Genomic DNA, 19,282 nt, shown 5'->3' on the forward strand with positions numbered 1-19,282 from the left:
CTGGCGCCGATCATCATGGCGCATCCCCTGTCCGCGGACCATGCTGAGTACGCCAACAACACCGACAAGAGGCCCGCCCATGTTCGAGTTCTTCTACGCCCTGCCCAGCCAGAACCGCGCCGCCAGCTACCGGCACTTCCAGATCGTCCCGGCCACCGGGGCCATCGGTGCCGACGTCAGCGAGATCGACCTGAAGACCCTCGGCGAGGAAGGCTACGCCGAGCTGCGCCAGGCCCTGCTGGCGCACAAGGTGCTGTTCATCCGCGGGCAGTCGCTGGGCATCGAGGACCTGGAGGCGGTAACCCTGCGCTTCGGCGAGTTCGGCCGCGAACCCTACGTCGAAGGCCTGCCGGACCATCCCCACGTGGTGCGGGTGGTCAAGGAAGCCAACGAGAAGACCCCGGTGGTGTTCGGCGGCGCCTGGCACAGCGACTGGTCGTTCCAGGAGCGCCCGCCGGCCTTCACCCTGCTCTACGGCCACGACATCCCGCCGTTCGGCGGCGACACCCTCTACGCGAACATGGCACTGGCCTACGAATGGCTGTCGCCGAAGCTGCGCGCCCAGCTGGAGACCCTGGACGCCATCCACAGCCCCGAACGCGCCTATGGTGCCGAGGCCAAGCACAACGACCTGATGGAAAACATGGCGGTGCGCTACGGCAACGCCGACGGCGAAACCCGCTCGCACCCGCTGGTGACCCGCCACCCGGAAACCGGCAAGAAGATCCTCTACATCAACCCGGCCTACACCAGCGGCATCAAGGGCATGCGCCCGGCCGAAGCGCAGCCGCTGCTCGACTACCTCTACGGCATCGCGACCCAGCCGGCCTTCACCTGCCGCATGCGCTGGACGGCGGGCACCCTGGCGATCTGGGACAACCGCAGCACCTGGCATTACCCGGTCTCGGACTACCACGGCATGCGCCGGGAGATGTACCGCACCACGGTGGTGGGGGAAGTGCCGAGTCGCTGAGCAGCCGCCCTGCATAGGGCGGTGATTTTCGCGGATGAGATCCGCTCCTACAGCGGTGTGCGCGGGCTCGATTGCATGGCTTTCGTAGGAGCGGACCTTGTCCGCGAATCGCGGGCATGGCCCGCTCCTACAGGACGAACCGCGCCGCGTGCTCGCGCAGCATGTCCCGCAGCAACTGCGCCGCCGGCGACAGGTAGGCACCGTCGCGCACGGCCAGGCCGATGCTGCGGTCGAGGGTGGTTTCCGCCAGGGGCACCTCGCGCAACTGGTCCACACCGTGACCGCCGCCCAGGGTTTCCCGGGCCATGAAGCTGAGCAGGCGGGTGCGCGCGATCAGCCGCGGCAGCATGGGAATGGCGTTGGTCTCGATCTGCACCTGCGGCGACGGCAGCCCGTGCCCTTGGAAGGTGGCATCGATCCAGCGCCGCGAGGACACCGCCGTCGACGGCAGTACCCAGCGGTAGCGGCACAGGTCGGCGATGCCGATGGGGCTGTCGAACAGCGGGTGCTCGCGGCTGGCGACCACCACCACCTGGTCCTGCAGCAGCGGTTCGCTCAGCAGCTGCGGGTCGTCGAGGATGCGCGAACAGATCGCCATGTCCAGGCGGCCGCCACGCAGGGACTCGCGCAGCAGGTCGTCCTGGCCGAGGACCAGGCTGATGGTCACGTCCGGCGCCCGCGCCAGCAACTCTTCCACCAGGCGCGGCAACAGGTATTCGGCCATGGTCGCGGCGCAGCCCAGGCGGATGTTGCCGACCACGCCGCTGGCGAAGTCGCGCACCTCGCGGCGGGTTTCCTCGACGCTCTGGCGCAGCTGGCGGGCGCGCTGCAGCATCAGCTCGCCCGCCGGGGTCAGGCGGATGCGCCGGCCGTCGCGCTGGAACAGGCTGGCGCCGAGCGATTGCTCCAGGCGCTGGATGCTCTTGGTCAGCGCCGGCTGGCTGCGCCCCAGGCGGTCGGCGGCGCGGCCGAGGTGACCGAGTTCGGCGATGGTTTCGAAGTAGGCGAGATCGCGCAGGTCCATGGCGGCCATCCGATAAATTTCAGGAATGAATCCATGACTATTAGAAAATGGACTTGATGGATTGCGCTATCGATAATTTTCCCCGTCGTCCGTAGTCGGGAGCTTCGCGTGTCCAGCCTTCCAGCCCAGCGTTTCAGCCGTTTGCCCGCCAGCCTGCAGTGGCTCGCTCTGATTCTCGCGGCGGGGCTCGGCGGACAGGCGCTCAGCGAACTGGGTCTGCCGGCCGCGCGCTTCCTCGGCCCGATGCTGGTTGCCATCGCCTTCGGCATCGCCGGCACGACCATCCGCCTGCCGCGCCTGAGCTTCCGCCTCAGCCAGGGTTGCATCGGCCTGCTCGTGGCCCACGCCATCAACGGGTCGGTACTGCAGGCGATGGCCGAATCCTGGCCGCTGATGCTCGTCGGCACCCTGCTGACCCTCGTGCTCAGTGCCCTGGTCAGCTACCTGATGGTGCGCTTCGGCGGCATTCCCGGCAGCACGGCTGCCTGGGGCACCGCGCCGGGTGGCGCTTCGGCCATGGTGGCGATGGCCGAAGCGCATGGCGGCGACCCACGGGTGGTGGCGACCATGCAGTACGTGCGGGTCGTCTGCGTGGTTGGCGCCGGCGCGCTGGTCGGCCGCCTGTTCGGCATCGACGGCAGTGGCGCGGCGGCGCACAGTTCACCCCTCAGCAATCCCGAGGACCTGCCCGCGCTCGTCAACTGCCTGCTGCTGATCTTTGTCGGCGTCAGTATCGGCTCGCGCCTGCCTGCCGGCCGGGCCGCTGCTGGTGCCGCTGGTGGCCGGCGCCGCGCTGCAGCTGGGAGGCCTGCTACAGATCACCCTGCCCTACTGGCTGCTGGCCCTGGCCTACGGGGTGATCGGCTGCTACATCGGCCTGCGCTTCGATCGCGCCAGCCTGGTCTACGTCGGCCGCCACCTGCCGGCCATGCTGCTCAGTGCGCTGCTGCTGATCGCCAGTTGCGCGAGCTTCGCCTGGGGCCTGGCGGCCCTCACCGGCATCGATTTCCTGTCGATGTACCTGGCGACCAGCCCCGGCGGCCTGGACGCCATGGCGATCATCGCCGTGGACACCCACTCCGATGTCGGCCTGGTCCTGGCGATGCAGACCCTGCGGTTGATCGTGGTGCTGCTCAGCGGCGTGTCCATCGCCCGCCTGGTGATCCGCCTGAGCGAAGCTCGCACTCAAGCAGCCGGCGTCGCCCGGAGGTAGTCGTACAGCTCACGCACCGCGGGCTTCTCCAGCGACTGGGCGGCGTAACAGAGGCCAATGCGCCGCACCGGCAGCGGCACCTGCAGCTTGCCCTGGCGCACGCCGGCAACGCCCTCCAGCAGAGACGCCGGCAACAGCGCCGCACCTATGCCGGCGCGAACCAGATGCAACGCCAGCTTCAGCGAGTCCGCCTGGGCCACCACCCGCTCGTTGCCATAGGCGCTCATCAGCCGCTGGTGCGAGGGGTGCGCCGGGCAGGTGATCCACCCCTTGTCGCTGGTCTCGCGCACATCGGCGGGCAACGCGAGCACGTAGGGATCGTCCCACACCGGCAGGAACAGTTCTTCCTCGCAGCAGAACTCCTCCACCGCCAGCCGCGCATCGCCGACGCAGCCTTCCTGCAAGTGCAGCAGCAGGTTGGGCACGCCGGCGTAGGCCATGGCGACGAATCGCTCGATCTGCGCTGAGCTGATATCGCCTTCCACGCCCAGGTGCAGCGGACGCCGGGTTTCGGCATGGCGGAACATGCCGCGCAATGCCTCGGCATCGGCCAGCAATGCGCGCGCTCGCGGATAGAGCGCGCGGGCCGCTTCGCTGACCTCGACGCCGCGCGCCTGGCGGACGAAAAGCGTGGCGCCGAGGGCTTCTTCCAGTTGCCGGATGGTCACCGAAAGCGTTGGCTGGCTGACGAAAAGGCGCTGCGCCGCGGCGGTGATGTTGCGCTCTTCGAAGACGGCGACGAAGGCAGCGAGCTGACGAATATCCATAGACACAACCGATACCAGACAGAGGAATAAGCCATATTTCAGGCTGAATTGCCGCAAATATACTCCTCAACATCCTCAAGGCATCCATATTTTCGATAGCAGGAGAATCCCATGAGCAAGCCCCTGATCATCGTCACCGGCGCCAGTTCCGGTATCGGCGAAGCCACCGCCCGCCTGTTCGCCGCACAGGGCCATCCACTGCTGCTGCTCGCGCGGCGCATCGATCGCCTGGAAGCCCTGAAGTTGCCGAACGCGCTGTGCCGCGCCGTCGACGTCACCGACCGTGCAACTCTGCTGGCCGCAGTAAAGGAAGCCGAGGAACGCTTCGGCCCGGCCGACGCCCTGGTGAACAACGCCGGCGTGATGCTGCTGGGGAACATGGCCGAGCAGGACCCAGCCGAGTGGGAGCGCATGCTCGACGTCAACGTGAAGGGCCTGCTCAACGGCGTGCATGCAGTGCTGCAGGGAATGATCGCGCGGCGCCAGGGCACGGTTATCAACGTCAGCTCGGTGGCCGGGCGCAAGACCTTCCCCAACCACGTCGCCTACGTCGGCACCAAGTTCGCCGTGCACGCGATTTCCGAGAACCTGCGCGAGGAAGTGGCGCCGCACAACGTGCGGGTCGTGACCATCGCCCCCGGCGCGGTGGAGACCGAATTGCTCGGCCACACCACCGACGAAGCCATCAAGGCCGGCTACCAGGCCTGGAAGCAGGACATGGGCGGCCAGGTGCTCAGCGCCGAGGACGTCGCCGGGGCCATCGGCTTCGCCTACAACCAGCCCCAGGGCGTGTGCATCCGCGAGATCGTCCTCGCCGCCACTCGCCAGCAGGCTTAACCGGCCAGCTTGTCCATCCAGCGCCGGTACTGGCGGGTGCGTCGCGCGCTGCGCAGCTGTTCGATGATCAGCGCGCGCAGCGGCGAGGCTTCCGGCTGTGGTTGGCGGCCGGCGCCGAGGCGGCGGATCTGCAGCTTGACCAGGGCCATGTAGGCCAGCGCGGCCAGGGGCTTAGAGCGCCAGCGGATCGCCGGCAGCTCGGCGCTGCGCTCGCGGCCGCCGCGCCAGTGCTCCGGCAGGCGCGGGTCGATGGCCAGGGCGGTGCCCATGCCGACCATCGCCAGGCCGCTGTCCAGCACTTGCTCGGCGACCGCCAGGCGGCGGATGCCGCCGGTGACCATCAGCGGCATGCGCGCGGCGCCGAGCATCTCGCGGGCGAATTCAAGGAAGTAGGCTTCACGCGCCAAGGTGCGGCCATCGCGGGCATCACCCTGCATCGCCGGCGCCTCATAGCTGCCGCCGGAAAGCTCGACCAGATCGACCGCTTCATCGTTCAGCCAGCTGATCACCTGGCGCGCATCGCTGGCGTCGAACCCGCCACGCTGGAAGTCCGCCGAGTTGATCTTGACCGCCACGCTGAAGCCCGGCGACACCTTCGCACGCACCGCGCGAACCACCTCAAGCAGCAGGCGGGCGCGGTTCTCCAGGGAGCCGCCCCAGCGGTCCTGGCGCTTGTTGCTGATCGGCGAGAGGAACTGGCTGAGCAGGTAGCCGTGCGCCGCGTGCACCTGCACGCCGCTGAATCCGGCCTTCTCGGCGAGCACGGCGGTGCGGGCGAAGCGGGAGATGACGTCCGCGATGTCCGCCTCGGTCATCTCCCGCGGTACGGCGAACATCTTCGAGAAGCGGCCCATCTCCAGCGGCACCGCCGAGGGTCCCCAGGCGCCCTGCCCGAGGTTGACCTGCACCTGGCGGCCCGGGTGGTTGATCTGCAACCAGAACTGCGCGCCGCGCGAACGCCCGACCGCGGCCCAGCGACGGAATTTCTCCAGCTGCCGCTCGTCCTCCAGCACCACCCCGCCCGGCCCGGTCATGGCGCGGCGGTCGACCATCACGTTGCCGCTGAGCAGCAGCCCGGCGCCGCCGTCGGCCCAGGCCTGGTAGAGGCGCAGCAGTTCGGCGGAAGGCCCCTGGTCGGCATCGGCGAGGTTCTCCTCCATGGCGGCCTTGGCCAGGCGGTTGGGGATTTCGCTGCCGTTGGGCAGTTGCAGCGGCTGGAACGGGGACATGGCGCGGCTCCGAGGTTGTGGTGCCGGCGAGGTTAAGATTAAAGTTAACTTTAATGTCAATCCCCCCGGAGTCCCTCCATGAAGATCGGCGAACTGGCCAAGCGCAGCGGGCTCGCGGCCTCGCGCATCCGCTTCTACGAAGCTGCCGGCCTGCTCGAAACGGTGCAGCGGCAGGCCAATGGTTATCGCGAATACCCGCCGCAGGCGCTGCGCCAGCTGGACCTCATCCGCAGCGCGCAGCAGGCCGGCTTCAGCCTGGAGGAAATCCGCCAGCTGCAACCGCCGGGCGGCGCCATCGACGGCGACCACACGCGCCTGCTCGAAGGGCTGAAGCGCAAGGTGGCGGAAATCGAGCAGCTTCAGGAGCGCCTGGCGCGCAACCGCGAGCAGTTGCTGACCTTCATCGACGGTATCGAGAACAAGCCCGATGGCATGGGCTGCGAGGCCAACGCCGAGCGGCTGCTGGCCGGCATCCGCGAGCGTGCGGCGCTGGAGTGATACCTCACCCTTCGCCGCTCGCCATTGCGGCGATGCCCCACGCCTTGTAGGAGCGCGCCATGCGCGCGATTCGCGGCCATGGGCCGCTCCTACAAGGGATTTCTACCTTCAGTAATCCACCTTCCCCCGCCCCGCCTTGATCGCCCCGCGCTTGCTCTTGCCCTCCAGGCGGCGGGTCTTGGAGCCCAGGGTCGGGCGGGTCGCCTTGCGCTTCTTCTCGACCTTGGCCACCGAGCGGATCAGCTCGGCCAGGCGATTCAGGGCGTCCTCGCGGTTCTGCTCCTGGGTGCGGTACTGCTGGGCCTTTATCACCACCACGCCATCGCTGCTGATGCGCTGGTCGCTCAGCGCCAGCAAGCGTTCCTTGTAGAACTCCGGCAGCGAAGAGGCGCGGATGTCAAAGCGCAGGTGAACGGCGCTGGACACCTTGTTGACGTTCTGCCCGCCGGCGCCCTGGGCGCGGATGGCGTTCAACTCGATCTCGGCATCGGGGATCTGCACGGTGTTGGAAATCTGCAGCATGGCGTCGCTTCGCTGGAAAAGGCCGACAGCATATCGCACCCATGAAAAAGCCCGGCAGATGCCGGGCTTCTTGCAGGTGCTGGATCAGCGCTCCCGACAGGCTAAGCCGTCGGCCGGCTCGCCGCCCTTCCAGTCCTTGTACAGGGTGGCTTCCTGGCCCTTGGTCCACCACACGTACTGTGCCGCGGCGTACTTGGCGCCGGAGCCGGAGATGACGTTGGCGAAGACCAGGCTGGAGCTGTCGCTCACCGGCACCACTGCCAGGTGGTTATCACCCTTGTTCAGGTAGCGAACGCTGATGGTGCGGCCGTCGTCGCACTTGTAGTCGACGCTGCGCGTGTCCAGCTTGGCGTCGCCGGGCAAGACCAGGGCGTCGGTCGGCGCGACGGGTTTCTCTCCACCGCCACCACAGGCGGCCAGCAACACGGGAACGGCGGCAGCCAGCAGCCAGAATGCTTTTTTCATGAATGTCCCTCTGACGAAAAATGGCTCGGACACTCTAGACAACCCGACCGCTCCCCGGCAACGCCGCGCGCCCCGGCGCAAAGTCGGGGCGCGCTTGCATTCACTCGGCCAGGGCCATGCTCGGGCGAGCAGCCGGCGAACGCTTCAGGCGATAGCAGGCGAACATCACCAGCAGCCAGACCGGAATCGCGTACACCGACACCTGGATGCCCGGGGTGAGCAGCATCACCACCAGGATGAAGGCGACGAAGGCCAGGCACAGCCAGTTGCCGAACGGATACCAGAGGGCGCGGAAGAGGGTCTGCACGCCCCGGCGCTGCATGTGCGCGCGGAACTTCAGGTGCGCCAGGCTGATCATCGCCCAGTTGATCACCAGCGCCGCCACCACCAGGGACATCAGCAGTTCCAGGGCGCGTGCCGGCATCAGGTAGTTCACCAGCACGGCGAGGAAGGTCACCGCCGCCGACACCAGCAGCGCCCGCACCGGCACGCCACGTCCATCGACCCGCGCCAGGCTGCACGGCGCATCGCCCTGCTCGGCCAGGCCGACCAGCATGCGGCCGTTGCAGTAGGTGCCGCTGTTGTAGACCGACAGCGCCGCGGTCAGCACCACGAAGTTGAGGATGTGCGCCGCGGTGCCGCTGCCCAGCAGCGAGAAGATCTGCACGAAGGGGCTGCTGCTGTAGGGATCGCCGGCACTGCTGAGGGTCTGCAGCAGGGTGTCCCACGGGGTCAGCGAGAGCAGCACGCCGAGGGCGCCGACGTAGAAGATCAGGATGCGCCAGATCACCTGGTTGATCGCCTTGGGGATCACCGTCTTCGGCTGGTCGGCCTCGGCAGCGGTGAAGCCGAGCATTTCCAGGCCGCCGAAGGAGAACATGATGATCGCCATGGCCATCACCAGGCCGGAAATGCCGTTGGGGAAGAAGCCGCCGTGGCTCCACAGGTTGCTCACCGTGGCCTGCTCGCCGCCGTGGCCGCTGACCAGCAGCCAGCTGCCGAGGGCGATCATGCCGACGATGGCGACGACCTTGATGATGGCGAACCAGAATTCCGCCTCGCCGAAGGCCTTCACGTTGAACAGGTTGATGGCATTGACCAGCACGAAGAACAGCGCCGCGCTGACCCAGGTGGGCACGTCCGGCCACCAGTAGTGGATGTACTTGCCGACCGCGGTGAGCTCCGACATGCCGACCAGGATGTACAGCACCCAGCAGTTCCAGCCGGAGAGGAAGCCGGCGAAGCCGCCCCAGTACTTGTGCGCGAAGTGGCTGAAGGAGCCGGCCACCGGCTCCTCGACGATCATCTCGCCGAGCTGGCGCATGATCAGGAAGGCGATCAGCCCGGCGATGGCATAGCCGAGCAGCATGGACGGGCCGGCCGACTTGAGCACCCCGGCCGAGCCGAGGAACAGGCCGGTGCCGATGGCGCCGCCGAGCGCGATCAGCTGGATGTGGCGATTCTTCAGGCCGCGCTGTAGCTGGCCTGCGTGCTGGGTATCACGCGACATTGCGTCACCTTTTGTTTTTATCTGTGACGGATCGGACCGCGCGGCTCGTGACCGCTCGGCATGCAAGGCTGGAGCGCTGCGACAGGCGACTGCAGGCGTTCGGGCAGGCGCCATATCAGCCGCTCGCCCGCGCCCGGACAAGCCTGCCCAACCGCGCCCTGCCGGCCTTTGGAGCCGCTCCGGTGGCAGCTTTTCGTTACAGCCACGGCCACGCGCCAGTTCCGCCGGCCATTGCGTAAAACCTTCGTTACAGAGCGGTGCGCGCGCTTTCCACGGCAGATGCATCCAGCCCCGGCCGCCGCTACCATTCGCCGCATCTCCCGACTGCCTCCGGTGATCCATGGCCCGCGCCACCCCGCCCGACCTCAGCGATACCCAGGTACCCCTGCGCGGCCTGGCCCGCAGCTACCCGCGCGGGCTGTACATCGAGCCGCACGAGCACGAGTGGGGGCAGGTGCTCTACGCCATGTCCGGGTTGATGTGGCTGGAAACCCCGCAGGAAGCGCTGCTGCTGCCGCCGCAGCGGGCGGTCTGGCTGCCGCCGGGCGTGCCCCACGGCATCCGCGTGGTCAGCGAGTTGCAGATGCGCAACATCTACCTGCGGCCCAGCCTGTCCGGGGTGCTGGAGGAGCGCGTGCAGGTGTTCGAGGTCGACGCCCTGCTGCGCGAGCTGATCCTGCGTCTGGTGGAGCAGGAAAAGCAGACCGATCCGGAGTATTACCGCGCCCTCTCCGATCTCTGCGTGCTGGAACTGCGCCGCGCCCGCAGCAGCCTGCCGCGCATTGCGCTCCCCGAAGACGACGACCGCCGCCTGCTCGCCCTGTGCCAGGCGGTAATGGCCAACCCCAGCGCGGAAATCCCCTTCGAGCAACACGCCGCCGACGCCGGCGCCAGCGTGCGCACCCTCGCCCGCCTGTTCCAGCGCAGCCTGGGCATGGGCTTCGCCGCCTGGCGCCGCCAGGTGCAGTTGGCCACGGCCGTAGCTGCGCTATCCGCGGGTACGCCGATCAGCCGCATCGCCCACGACCTGGGCTACACCCCGGGCGCCTTCAGCGAGATGTTCCGCCGCGAACTGGGGGTGGCGCCTTCGGAGTATCTGGCGGCTCCGTAGGAGCGGACCTTGTCCGCGAATCGCGCGCATGGCGCGCTCTTGTAGGAGCGGCCCATGGCCGCGATTCGACGTTTCCGGCGCGCCTTTTCGCGGATGAGATCCGCTCCTACGGCATCGCCCTCGGGCCGCGCGTTGCCGCCTGGCCGCGCAATCTGTCCGAAACTCCGAAGTCCTTGGCCGATGCCACTTCGTCGGCAGACCTAGACTCATCGGCATTCCGCCACTTGCCCCGGAGTCGCCATGAACTACCTGATCTCGCTGGCCATCGGCATTGCCGTTGGCCTGCTCTATCACCTGCTCGACTTCCGCTCGCCGGCGCCGCCGCTGGTGGCGCTGGTCGGTCTGCTGGGCATGCAGCTCGGCGAAAACCTGCTGCCGCTGGGCCGCTCGCTGCTGCCCAACTGGTTCCACTGAATCCCTGCTCACGGAGTACGCCATGCAAGCCCTGCAATTCACCAAGACCGGCGACCTCGCCTCCCTGCAACACGTCGAGCTGCCCGACCCGGTCCCTGCCGCCGATGAAGTGCTGGTTGAGGTTCGCGCCGCCGGCCTCAACCCCAGCGACGTGAAGAACGTCCTTGGCCGCTTCCCCTACACCACCCTGCCGCGGGTGCCTGGCCGCGACTTCGCCGGCGTCGTGGTGAAGGGTCCGCAAGCGCTGCTCGGCCAGTCCGTATGGGGCACCGGCAAGGACCTGGGCTTCGACCACAACGGCAGCCACGCCAGCCTCTTGACCCTGCCGGCCCGCGGCGTGGCGCTGATGCCCAAGAGCCTGAGCTTCGCCCAGGCCGCCAGTTGCGGCGTGCCCTACACCACCGCCTGGGATGCGCTGGAACGTAGCGGCGTGAAAGCTGGCACCCGTCTGCTGGTGATCGGCGCCGGTGCGGTCGGCTCCGCCGCGCTGGACCTGGCCAAGGCCCGTGGCGCCGAGGTGCTGGCTGGCGTACGGCGTGCCGAGCAGGCCGCCGAGCTGAGCGCCCATGGCATCCCCAGCCTGCTGCTGGACCAGCAGGAAACCCTGGGCGAACAGGTCAATGCGGTATTCCCCGGCGGCGCCGAGGTGATCTTCGATACCACCGGTTTCTGGCTGCCTGCCGCAGTCGCCGCGTTGGCCACCTTCGGGCGCATCGCGATCATCGCCGCGCCGGTGGATGGCCACGTGCAACTGCCGGCCCTGGCGCTGTATCGCCGCGGCGGTTCGGTGGTCGGGGTGAATTCGCTGCTCTATGGCAGCGAGGCCTGCGCACGCATGCTGGAGCAGTTCGGCCAGTGGTTCGACGACGGCCTGCTGCCGCGCCCCGACGGCCTGCGCGAGTCGCCGCTGAGCGAGGGCCTGCTGCGTTACCGCGAGGTCAACGAGGGCAGCACGGACAAGAACATCCTGCTGCCCTGACCCGCCTCAGCCGACGACCAGCCGCCGCTCCGGCCGGCGGCTGGCGGCAGCGTCTTCCATGGCGAGGCAGCTGTCGAGGAACACCCGCATGTAGCCGTAGCTCTTGCAGATGGCGTCGCGCAGCTGGGTCCAGCGCGCCTGGGTGATCTCCGTACCGATCAGGGTGCAGATGATCTCCAGGGCCTCCCAGGGATGGTCGTCGTCGTAGCGCGCATGCAGGCGCAGCCAGCGCATGGCCGGCTTGCGCAGGTCGGCCGGCAGCGAGTGCTCGTAGGTGTCGCTGGAGCACACTACGCCCGACCAGTCGCCAGTGACGCCTTCCACCGCGTAGTGGGTAGCCGCCATCGATATCGCCAGGTCGTCCGCCGAGCAGGTATGCCAGCACCAGTGGCCGAGGGCGTGCATTTCAGGTGGCACGGCCTGGGCCTGCAGGTCTTCCAGGGTCACGCCGTAGGCGCTGGCCCAGTGCAGCCAGTGGTCGGCGTGATTGAGTTCGACGCGGATGTTGCGCATCAGCCAGCGACGCGCCATGTCTTCCCCGGCCGAGCGGCCGAAGCGCGTCTTCAGCAGGTTGTGCGCCATGTACTGGGGGAACTGCTCGACCACCGGCCAGCCGCCGATGAGGTAGGTCCGCAACGTGCTTGCGGAGAGTTGCGCATCGCGCATGCGCTGGTAGACCTCATGCCCACGCACCGCTTCGCGGGCGCTCGAACAGGCCTGAACCAGGTCCTGGGTCCACTGCGGATAACTTTCCACGTCCTTCAGCGGACCGATGCGTACGAAACTTTCGTTCATGCCTTTTCATCCCTGTGCATAGACGATGACGAGCACAGAGTAGAGGCCTGACCGAAAGATGTCACCGTCCGGAGGTTGTGTCTGACTTTTCCGTGAATTGCGTCAAAAGTGCGGAAGGTTGGCCGACGAAAGGCTGCGGCCTTCCCAGGTGATAGCCCTGGGCGTAGTCGATGCCGATTTCCCGCAGCACCTCGAGGATCTCCGCCGATTCGACGAACTCGGCCACCGTGCGCTTGCCCATGACGTGGCCGATCTGGTTGATGACCTGGACCATGGCGCGGTCGATCGGGTCGGCGAGCATGTCCTTGATGAAGCTGCCGTCGATCTTCAGGTAGTCCACCGGCAGGTGCTTGAGGTAGACGAAGGACGACATCCCGGCGCAGAAGTCGTCCAGCGAGAAGCGGTAGCCCAGGCCCTTGAGGTCGTGGATGAACTGGGTGGCGCTGACCAGGTTGGCGATGGCGCTGGTCTCGGTGACTTCGAAGCAGATGCTCTGCGGATCCAGGCCATAGAGCGGCTGCAGCTCGCGCAGGTACTCGATGAAGCCGGCATCGCCGATGGTCGCGCCGGACAGGTTGATCGCACAGGTGGCGATCGGCTCGCACCCCGCCTCGCGGCGCACAGCCAGGGTCCTGAAGGCCTGGTTGACCACCCAGCGGTCGATCTGCGGCATCAGCCCGTAGCGCTCGGCCGCTGGAATGAAGTTGCTCGGCGCCACCAGCCGGCCGTTCTCGTCGTTCAGGCGCAGCAGCAGCTCGACGTGCTCGCCCTCCTCCCGGCCCGGATCGACCGCCCGGATCGGTTGCGCGTAGAGGCAGAAGCGATCCTCGTCGAGGGCCTGGCGAATGCGCTGCACCCAGGCCATCTCGCCGAAGCGCATGGACAGCTCGGTGTCGTCCGGGCTGAACACCTGGACGCGGTTGCGGCCCTTCTCCTTGGCCAGGTAGCAGGCCATGTCGGCGCAGCGCAGGGCCTCTTCCACCGACACCAGCATGGCCGAGACGTGCACCACTCCGATGCTGACGGTGATGTTGAAGGGGCGCTGGTCCCACACGAAGTACAGGGCTTCGACGGTATTGCGCAGGTTTTCCGCGATCTTTTCCGAGACGTCCGGCGGGCAGTTCTCCAGCAAGACTCCGAATTCGTCACCGCCCAGCCGCGCCAGGGTGTCGCTGTCGCGCAGGCACCCCTCGAGCAAGCTGCAGACCTGGCGCAGAAGTTCGTCGCCGGCGGCATGCCCGCAGGTGTCGTTGACCAGCTTGAACTGGTCGAGGTCGAGGTACATCAGGCTGTGCCGGTCGTCCATGTGCGCGCTGCGCTCCAGCGCCTGCTGCAGGCGGAACTCGAACTCGCGGCGGTTGCTCAGCCCAGTGAGCGCGTCGTGGGTCGCCTGCCAGGACAGGCTTTCCATGTACTGCCGCTCGCGGGTCATGTCGTGCAGCACCAGGGCCGCGCCGACGATGCGGCCGCCGACGCGGATCGGCGTCCCCACCACGGTAACGGCCACGCTGCTGCCATCCAGGCGCTGCAGCACCTTGCTCGACTCGCTGCCGGCTTCGACTTCGCCGCGCAGGATCTGCCCGACCAGCGCGAAGTCTTCCACCTCGGAGCCCTCGTCCAGCATCCGCAGCAGCGATTTCAGCGGCAGGCCGATGGCCATGCCGCTCTCCCAGCCGATCATGCGCTCGGCGGCCGGGTTCATGGAGGCGATGCAGGCGAACTCGTCGATGGTCACCACCGCGTCGCCGATCGCCGCCAGGGTGGTCTGGGCCTGCTCGCGTTCGCGGTCCAGGGCGCTGCGGAACGCACGCTGCTCGGCCAGCAGCTTGCGGGTGCGCCAGACCGCCAGGAGGATCAGGGACAGGCCACTGAGCACGTTGGCCACCAGCAGCAGCTTGGCGACCGAGCGCGACCCCTGCCCCAGTGCGGCGGAGAAGGCGTTGGAGGCCGGCGCGATGGCTTCGCTGATGCGCAGGATGCCCTGGTTCCAGTAGTCGAGGTCGCCTGGGCTGACCTTTCCGCCTTCGATGCGTGCGTGCATGTCGCGGGCGATGGCATCCAGCTCGTCGAGGTAGCGGTCGCCCACCTCCCAGTAGTGCACCGCATCCTTGAAGTAGCTGAAGTCGTGGAAGTAGCGGTACAGCCAGGTGATCGCCTCGACATCGTCCGGGTGGTTGCCGCCGGCGAGAATGCCGCGGCGTGCGAGATCGAGGTCCGGCTGCGGGCGGTCCAGGGCGATGCGTAGCTGGCGGTCGCCCAGCGGCACCGCGATGGATTGCTGGTAGCGCTGGTAGTCGAGCGGGTCGCGGGTTTCGCCGTAGCGCTTCAGGTATTCGATGGCGCGCATCTGGCCCTTGGACCAGAGGCTCTCGCCGCCCACATAGGCGCGCACCCCGGAGAGCAGGTAAAGGCTGCCGACGCCGAGCAGTCCCTGCAGCAGGACGACGACTATGAATGGCCACACCAGTTTCAGCAGTTGCGAGTTCTGGCGACTGCGACTCAGTCCTGATTCACCCATGGATCTTGTTGGATTCCTTTCGTTGCGCTGCAGATTCGGCCGAGCGAGTTCCTTCGACGCCGCGAGACCGATGCCAAAGGGCTTCCGGCTCTCCCTTACTCATAGTCGATGGGGCCGATAGCACAAGTGCCTTGAGCCCTGCTCCCTCCCAACGGTTAGGACGGACTGCCCTGCGCGCGGGGCACATGCGCGAAGGAGGACGAGCGGCCCGATCGGCAGCAGACATCCTGCTTTTCAGTTCCTTGCGACAGTTAAGGCCATGTGCCATATCTCTGCACGGTGGAAAGCCGCCCCGGACGGGAGGTGCACGTGCACGAAAAGGACATCGCCAATCGCTACGAGCGCCTGGTCGGCCTGAGCTACGAATGCGTGCTGGACCAGGATGCCTGGCTGCCGCTGCTGCGCGCCCTGGTCGACGACTGTGGCCGGCAGATGGGCGCGCTGCTGTTCTGGGACCAGCGCGAGAATGGCCCGCGGGCCAGCGAGCTCAACCTCTGCGACCCCGCCGTCATCAGCGGGTACAACCGCGAGTTCCATGCCATCGACCCCTCGCGCGGCTTCATGCTCAACCGCCCGGTCGGTGACTGGTATCACGACGCCCGCGACTACGGGCTGGCGCAGATCGCGCGCGATCCTTACTACCAGGAGTTCCACCGCCCCCACGGCATGCTCAATGTGTCCTGCCTGAAGCTGCACGAGCAGGCCGAGTCGGGCATCTACCTCTCGGTGCTGACCAGCCTCGATGCGCCCTACCCCGGCCAGAACGAGCAGCGCCTGCTGCAGCGCCTGAGCCCGCACCTGCTGCGCGCGGCGCGCATGTTCGAGCAGGTCAACGGCCTGCGCCGCGAACTGGCCACCCGCGACCTGCTGCTCGACCTGCACCCCGCCCCGCTGTGGCTGCTCGACGGCGACGCTCGCGTGCTGTTCTGCAACCAGGCCGCCCAGGCGCTGCTGGCGCAACCCAGGGCACCGCTGCTGGAACGCTTCGGCCGCTTGCTTGGCCGCGCCTGCAACACCGGCCTGCAGGCCCTGATCCGCCAGGCCGCCGGCCAAGACGGCAAGCGCCGCGCCGGCTGGCTGCGCCTGGACGCCGCCGAGGGTGAGCTGCTGGTCGCCCCGGTCGCCGCCGAAGCGGCCTACAACCGAGCATTCCAGCGTCCCCTGGTGTTGTTGACCTTGCCTCGGCAGGCCGCATCGGGCTCCCTGCTGGCGGAGCTGTTCGGCCTGACGCCGGCTGAGCGGCGACTGAGCGAACTGCTCGTCCAGGGGCTGACCGTCGATGAATGCGCGCAGCACCTGCAGGTGTCGATCAACACCATACGCACGCAGCTGCGAGCCCTCTTCCGCAAAACCCACACCCGCCGCCAGAGCGAGCTAGTCAACCTGCTGGCGCGCCTGGGCAAGGCCTGAGGCGCCACTCGTCCGCCACCGTAGCGGCTTCATTCGTTCGAATGATGGCACCGGGCCCTGCGCCGGCTAGGTTCAGACCTGGAATGCCATGGAAACGACAGAGGCTGCACATGGACAAGTCGAGCGAACCCAGCCCTTCGCTGGAAACCCTCATCGGTCATCTGGAACAGCACGCCGGCGAACGGCCAGGCGATGACGCCGAGCTGCTCGAACTGGCTCGCCAGGCATTGACCCGCTATACCCGGCAATCGCGGGTCATCCCCTTCCCCTCGCGCGGCCAAGCAACCCCCGCACCGACGCCGCGCCACGGCAATACCTACCTGCTCGACTACCTGTATGGCATCGGCGATGGGTCGGCCAACCAGCTGGGCAGCGGCAACCGGGGCGAACTGCAGCGCTATGCCCGCGAGGGCCTGGCGCCCAGGGCACTGCGCACGCGGCGCCTGCGCCTGGCACAGGCGATCGACAGCACCTGCGAGCAGCACGAAGGCCGCGCGCGCATTCTCTGCATCGGCGCCGGCCACCTGCGTGAGGCGGAGCTTTCCAGCGCGCTCTGCCACAAGCGTTTCCAGCGTTTCGTCGCCCTCGACAGCAGCCCGGAGCATCTGCAGCAGGTAGAGCGCAATTACGCCTGGCTGGGCGTCGAGACACTTTATGCGTCGGTAGGACAGTTGCTGGCCGGTGTCGCCGAACTGGATGAGTTCGACCTGATCTACAGCGCCGGCCTGGTCGAACAGCTGGACGACTCCAGCGCCGAGCAGCTGATTCGACAGCTGTTCCGCCACCTGGCGGTCGGCGGCCGCCTGCTGCTGGCGAACTTCCAACCCGGCGTGCCGAACATCGCGTATCTGGAGGCCTTGCTGGACTGGCGCCCGCGCTACCGCGACGACCAGGCGCTGCTGAACCTGCTGCTGGGCGTCCCCTACAACAGCATCGCCAGCGCCCGCGTGAGCCACGACAACGGCAAGTGCATCGGTTTTCTCGAGGCGATCCGCTACGGCTGAGCGGCGCTCGGCTCAGCCCTGGCGGCCGCGCTCCAGCCAGCGATCGAGCATTGGCGCCAGCTCTTCCAGCGGCTGGTAGCCGTTGGTCAGCAGCGCCAGCTGGCCGTTACGCTCGGCGAGCAGGGTCGGAAAGCCGGCGATGCCCAGGTCGCGCGCCCAGGAGAAGTCGGCCTGGGTGGCCAGGTGGTTTTCCTGGCTGTCGAACAGCTCGGCGAACTCGCTGCGCGGCAGGTCAACGCTTTCCGCCAGCTGCAGCAGCGCCGGTGCCTCGGTGACATCGAGCCCCTCGACATAGAACGCCTGCTGGATGGCGCCGGCCAGGGCCAGGGCACTGGGTTCGTGCAGGCTGCGGGCGGCGACCACCGCCCGGCAGGCCGGTTCGGTGTCGTAGACGAAACCGTCGGGCAGCGCGCCCTCGAAGCGGAACGCCTGGCCGGTGGCCAGTTGCACCGCCTGCCAGTGTTCGAGGATGTAGCGCCGGGTCGCCGGGTCCAGCGCCGCGCCGTGGCCCGTACGCAGACCGCCAAGCACCAGCGCCGTCGGCACCCCGGCAACCGCCGCCTGCTCGATCAGCGCCTGCGCCACCGGGGCGAAACCCCAGCACCAGGAGCACATCGGGTCCATCACGTAGAGCAGGCGGGCGTTGGCCAAGGATCAGTCCTCCAGGACGGCCTGCCGCGGGTCGCGGCCGATGGGATGGGGCTGGTTGCGCAGCTTGGCCAGCTCGATCTGCTTCTGCCGCTCGCGGGCGCTGGCGCGGGTCTTCTCCGACAGCGAGTTCCAGCAATGCGGGCAACTGATGCCCGGGGCGTAGTGCTCGGACTGCCGATCCTCGGTGGAAATCGGGTTGCGGCAGGCGTGACATTGATCGTAGTCGCCCTCGGAGAGGTCGTGGCGCACGGTCACGCGGTTGTCGAACACGAAGCAGTCGCCGCGCCAGAGGCTGTCGGCCTCGGGCACTTCCTCCAGGTACTTGAGGATGCCGCCCTTGAGGTGGAAGACCTCCTCGAAACCTTCGCCGAGCATGTAGCTGGACGCCTTCTCGCAGCGGATGCCGCCGGTGCAGAACATGGCGACCTTCTTGTGCTTGGCCGGGTCGTAGTGCGCCTTGACGTATTCGGGGAACTCGCGGAACGACTTGGTCTTCGGGTCGACGGCGCCTTCGAAGGTACCGATGGCCACTTCGTAGTCGTTGCGGGTGTCGATCAGCAGCACTTCCGGATCGGAGATCAGCGCGTTCCAGTCCTGCGGTTCGACGTAGGTGCCGACCCGCTGGTTGGGGTCCACGCCGGGCACGCCGAGGGTGACGATCTCTTTCTTCAACTTGACCTTGGTGCGGTAGAACGGCTGCTCGTCGCAGTACGATTCCTTGTGGTCGACATCAGCCAGGCGCGGATCGGTGCGCAGCCAGGCGAGCAGCCCGTCGATGCCCTCGCGGGTGCCGGAGACGGTGCCGTTGATGCCTTCCTCGGCGAGCAGCAGGGTGCCTTTGACGCCATTGTCCAGCAGGGTCTGCAGCAGGGGTTCGCGCAGCGCGACGTAGTCCGGCAGGGAAACGAACTTGTACAGCGCCGCCACGACGATAGAGCGGGTCATGGGGTACATCCTCCAGTGGTCGCCCGCGTAAAGGGCGGACCGGTTCAGAAAAGACAACGCCGGCACTGGGTGCCGGCGTTGGCGCATTCTACCGCAACGATCGGGCAGCGTCAGTGGTCGTGCTTGCTGCCGCCGCGGCAGGTCGGCGAGTCCGGCGCCGCGCCCTGCTCCGCCCACTCCTCGGGGGTGTAGGTGTGCAGGGCCAGGGCGTGGAACTGGCCCATCAGCTCGCCGAGCGTGGCGTAGACCTTCTGATGCCGCTTGACCGCGTTCAGCCCGGCGAACAGCGGGCTGACCACCACGGCCTTGAAGTGCGTCTCCAGCCCACGGCTGTGCATGTGGCTTTCGTCGAGCACTTCCAGGTGCTGCGGCTCGAGGGCGCCCAGGGCGGTCTGGATTCGTTCACGCATGCTCATG

19 protein-coding genes and 1 pseudogene are annotated in these 19,282 nt (G+C 67.7%); 9 read left to right on the forward strand and 11 right to left on the reverse strand.

What is annotated here, in order from left to right; translation table 11 throughout:
- Positions 1-79: 79 nt before the first annotated feature.
- Entirely contained in the window at positions 80-973 is an 894-nt protein-coding gene (locus PKB_RS19520) for a TauD/TfdA dioxygenase family protein (RefSeq protein ID WP_043253674.1), read from the forward strand.
- A 127-nt stretch (positions 974-1,100) separates the two neighbouring features.
- On the opposite strand, the gene PKB_RS19525 is transcribed toward PKB_RS19520, so the two are convergent.
- Entirely contained in the window at positions 1,101-1,997 is an 897-nt protein-coding gene (locus PKB_RS19525; protein WP_043257520.1) for a LysR family transcriptional regulator, read from the reverse strand.
- 108 nt (positions 1,998-2,105) lie between these two features.
- On the opposite strand from PKB_RS19525, the pseudogene PKB_RS19530 reads away from it, so the two are divergent.
- Positions 2,106-3,210, forward strand: a pseudogene (locus PKB_RS19530) (AbrB family transcriptional regulator).
- Here PKB_RS19530 and PKB_RS19535 read toward each other — a convergent pair.
- Entirely contained in the window at positions 3,183-3,977 is a 795-nt protein-coding gene (locus PKB_RS19535; RefSeq protein WP_043253676.1) for a LysR family transcriptional regulator, read from the reverse strand. The pseudogene PKB_RS19530 and the gene PKB_RS19535 overlap by 28 nt on opposite strands.
- Positions 3,978-4,088: 111 nt before the next feature.
- Here PKB_RS19535 and PKB_RS19540 point away from each other — a divergent pair, with 111 nt between their 5' ends.
- The gene (locus tag PKB_RS19540) at positions 4,089-4,814 is read left to right on the forward strand and encodes an SDR family oxidoreductase (RefSeq protein ID WP_043253677.1); all 726 of its coding nucleotides are present in this window, start codon (positions 4,089-4,091) and stop codon (positions 4,812-4,814) included.
- Here PKB_RS19540 and PKB_RS19545 read toward each other — a convergent pair.
- A complete protein-coding gene (locus PKB_RS19545; RefSeq protein WP_043253679.1) occupies positions 4,811-6,043 on the reverse strand; it encodes an NADH:flavin oxidoreductase/NADH oxidase family protein in 1,233 nt (410 codons plus the stop codon). The genes PKB_RS19540 and PKB_RS19545 overlap by 4 nt on opposite strands.
- 78 nt (positions 6,044-6,121) lie before the next feature.
- Between PKB_RS19545 and PKB_RS19550 the strand changes: the two genes are divergently transcribed.
- Positions 6,122-6,541 (forward strand): MerR family transcriptional regulator, encoded by a 420-nt coding sequence (locus PKB_RS19550; RefSeq protein WP_043253681.1) that lies wholly within the window; start codon positions 6,122-6,124, stop codon positions 6,539-6,541.
- 108 nt (positions 6,542-6,649) lie between these two features.
- Here the strand turns inward: PKB_RS19550 and arfB are convergent, their stop codons facing one another.
- The 3 genes from arfB to PKB_RS19565 form a co-directional block, all read right to left on the reverse strand.
- Positions 6,650-7,063, reverse strand: coding sequence for an alternative ribosome rescue aminoacyl-tRNA hydrolase ArfB (arfB, locus tag PKB_RS19555; RefSeq protein WP_043253683.1), 414 nt, complete (start codon positions 7,061-7,063; stop codon positions 6,650-6,652).
- Positions 7,064-7,147: 84 nt separating this feature from the next.
- Positions 7,148-7,528: an MliC family protein gene (locus tag PKB_RS19560; RefSeq protein ID WP_043253685.1), complete on the reverse strand. Its 381-nt coding sequence runs from the start codon at positions 7,526-7,528 to the stop codon at positions 7,148-7,150.
- Positions 7,529-7,628: 100 nt separating this feature from the next.
- Positions 7,629-9,038: an amino acid permease gene (locus PKB_RS19565; protein WP_043253687.1), complete on the reverse strand. Its 1,410-nt coding sequence runs from the start codon at positions 9,036-9,038 to the stop codon at positions 7,629-7,631.
- Between the two features lie 340 nt (positions 9,039-9,378).
- Here PKB_RS19565 and PKB_RS19570 point away from each other — a divergent pair, with 340 nt between their 5' ends.
- The 3 genes from PKB_RS19570 (at position 9,379) to PKB_RS19575 (ending at position 11,542) form a co-directional block, all read left to right on the forward strand.
- Complete coding sequence (locus PKB_RS19570) at positions 9,379-10,149, forward strand: AraC family transcriptional regulator (protein ID WP_043253689.1); 771 nt, start codon at positions 9,379-9,381, stop codon at positions 10,147-10,149.
- A gap of 240 nt (positions 10,150-10,389) precedes the next feature.
- Positions 10,390-10,563, forward strand: coding sequence for a DUF1427 family protein (locus PKB_RS29255; RefSeq protein ID WP_084166678.1), 174 nt, complete (start codon positions 10,390-10,392; stop codon positions 10,561-10,563).
- Between the two features lie 22 nt (positions 10,564-10,585).
- Positions 10,586-11,542, forward strand: coding sequence for a quinone oxidoreductase family protein (locus PKB_RS19575; protein WP_043253690.1), 957 nt, complete (start codon positions 10,586-10,588; stop codon positions 11,540-11,542).
- 6 nt (positions 11,543-11,548) lie between these two features.
- On the opposite strand, the gene PKB_RS19580 is transcribed toward PKB_RS19575, so the two are convergent.
- Together PKB_RS19580 and PKB_RS19585 are read right to left on the reverse strand one after the other, a co-directional pair.
- On the reverse strand, positions 11,549-12,337 hold the full coding sequence (locus PKB_RS19580; RefSeq protein ID WP_043253693.1) for an iron-containing redox enzyme family protein: 789 nt from the start codon (positions 12,335-12,337) through the stop codon (positions 11,549-11,551).
- A 61-nt stretch (positions 12,338-12,398) separates the two neighbouring features.
- On the reverse strand, positions 12,399-14,855 hold the full coding sequence (locus tag PKB_RS19585) for an EAL domain-containing protein (protein ID WP_043253696.1): 2,457 nt from the start codon (positions 14,853-14,855) through the stop codon (positions 12,399-12,401).
- A 309-nt stretch (positions 14,856-15,164) separates the two neighbouring features.
- Between PKB_RS19585 and PKB_RS19590 the strand changes: the two genes are divergently transcribed.
- Both PKB_RS19590 and PKB_RS19595 read left to right on the forward strand, forming a co-directional pair.
- Positions 15,165-16,265 carry a helix-turn-helix transcriptional regulator gene (locus PKB_RS19590; protein WP_236658311.1) on the forward strand — a complete coding sequence of 367 codons (1,101 nt, stop codon included), beginning with the start codon at positions 15,165-15,167 and terminating at the stop codon, positions 16,263-16,265.
- 110 nt (positions 16,266-16,375) lie between these two features.
- Positions 16,376-17,269, forward strand: coding sequence for a class I SAM-dependent methyltransferase (locus PKB_RS19595; protein WP_052355330.1), 894 nt, complete (start codon positions 16,376-16,378; stop codon positions 17,267-17,269).
- Between the two features lie 12 nt (positions 17,270-17,281).
- Here the strand turns inward: PKB_RS19595 and PKB_RS19600 are convergent, their stop codons facing one another.
- The 3 genes from PKB_RS19600 to PKB_RS19610 form a co-directional block, all read right to left on the reverse strand.
- Positions 17,282-17,884 (reverse strand): DsbA family protein, encoded by a 603-nt coding sequence (locus PKB_RS19600; protein WP_422613538.1) that lies wholly within the window; start codon positions 17,882-17,884, stop codon positions 17,282-17,284.
- A gap of 39 nt (positions 17,885-17,923) precedes the next feature.
- Positions 17,924-18,865 (reverse strand): oxygen-dependent tRNA uridine(34) hydroxylase TrhO, encoded by a 942-nt coding sequence (trhO, locus tag PKB_RS19605; RefSeq protein ID WP_043253698.1) that lies wholly within the window; start codon positions 18,863-18,865, stop codon positions 17,924-17,926.
- A 110-nt stretch (positions 18,866-18,975) separates the two neighbouring features.
- The gene (locus PKB_RS19610) at positions 18,976-19,281 is read right to left on the reverse strand and encodes a BolA family protein (protein WP_043253700.1); all 306 of its coding nucleotides are present in this window, start codon (positions 19,279-19,281) and stop codon (positions 18,976-18,978) included.
- Position 19,282: the final 1 nt, after the last annotated feature.

Source organism: Pseudomonas knackmussii B13 (genome assembly GCF_000689415.1).
GTDB classification, from domain to species: Bacteria; Pseudomonadota; Gammaproteobacteria; order Pseudomonadales; family Pseudomonadaceae; genus Pseudomonas; species Pseudomonas knackmussii.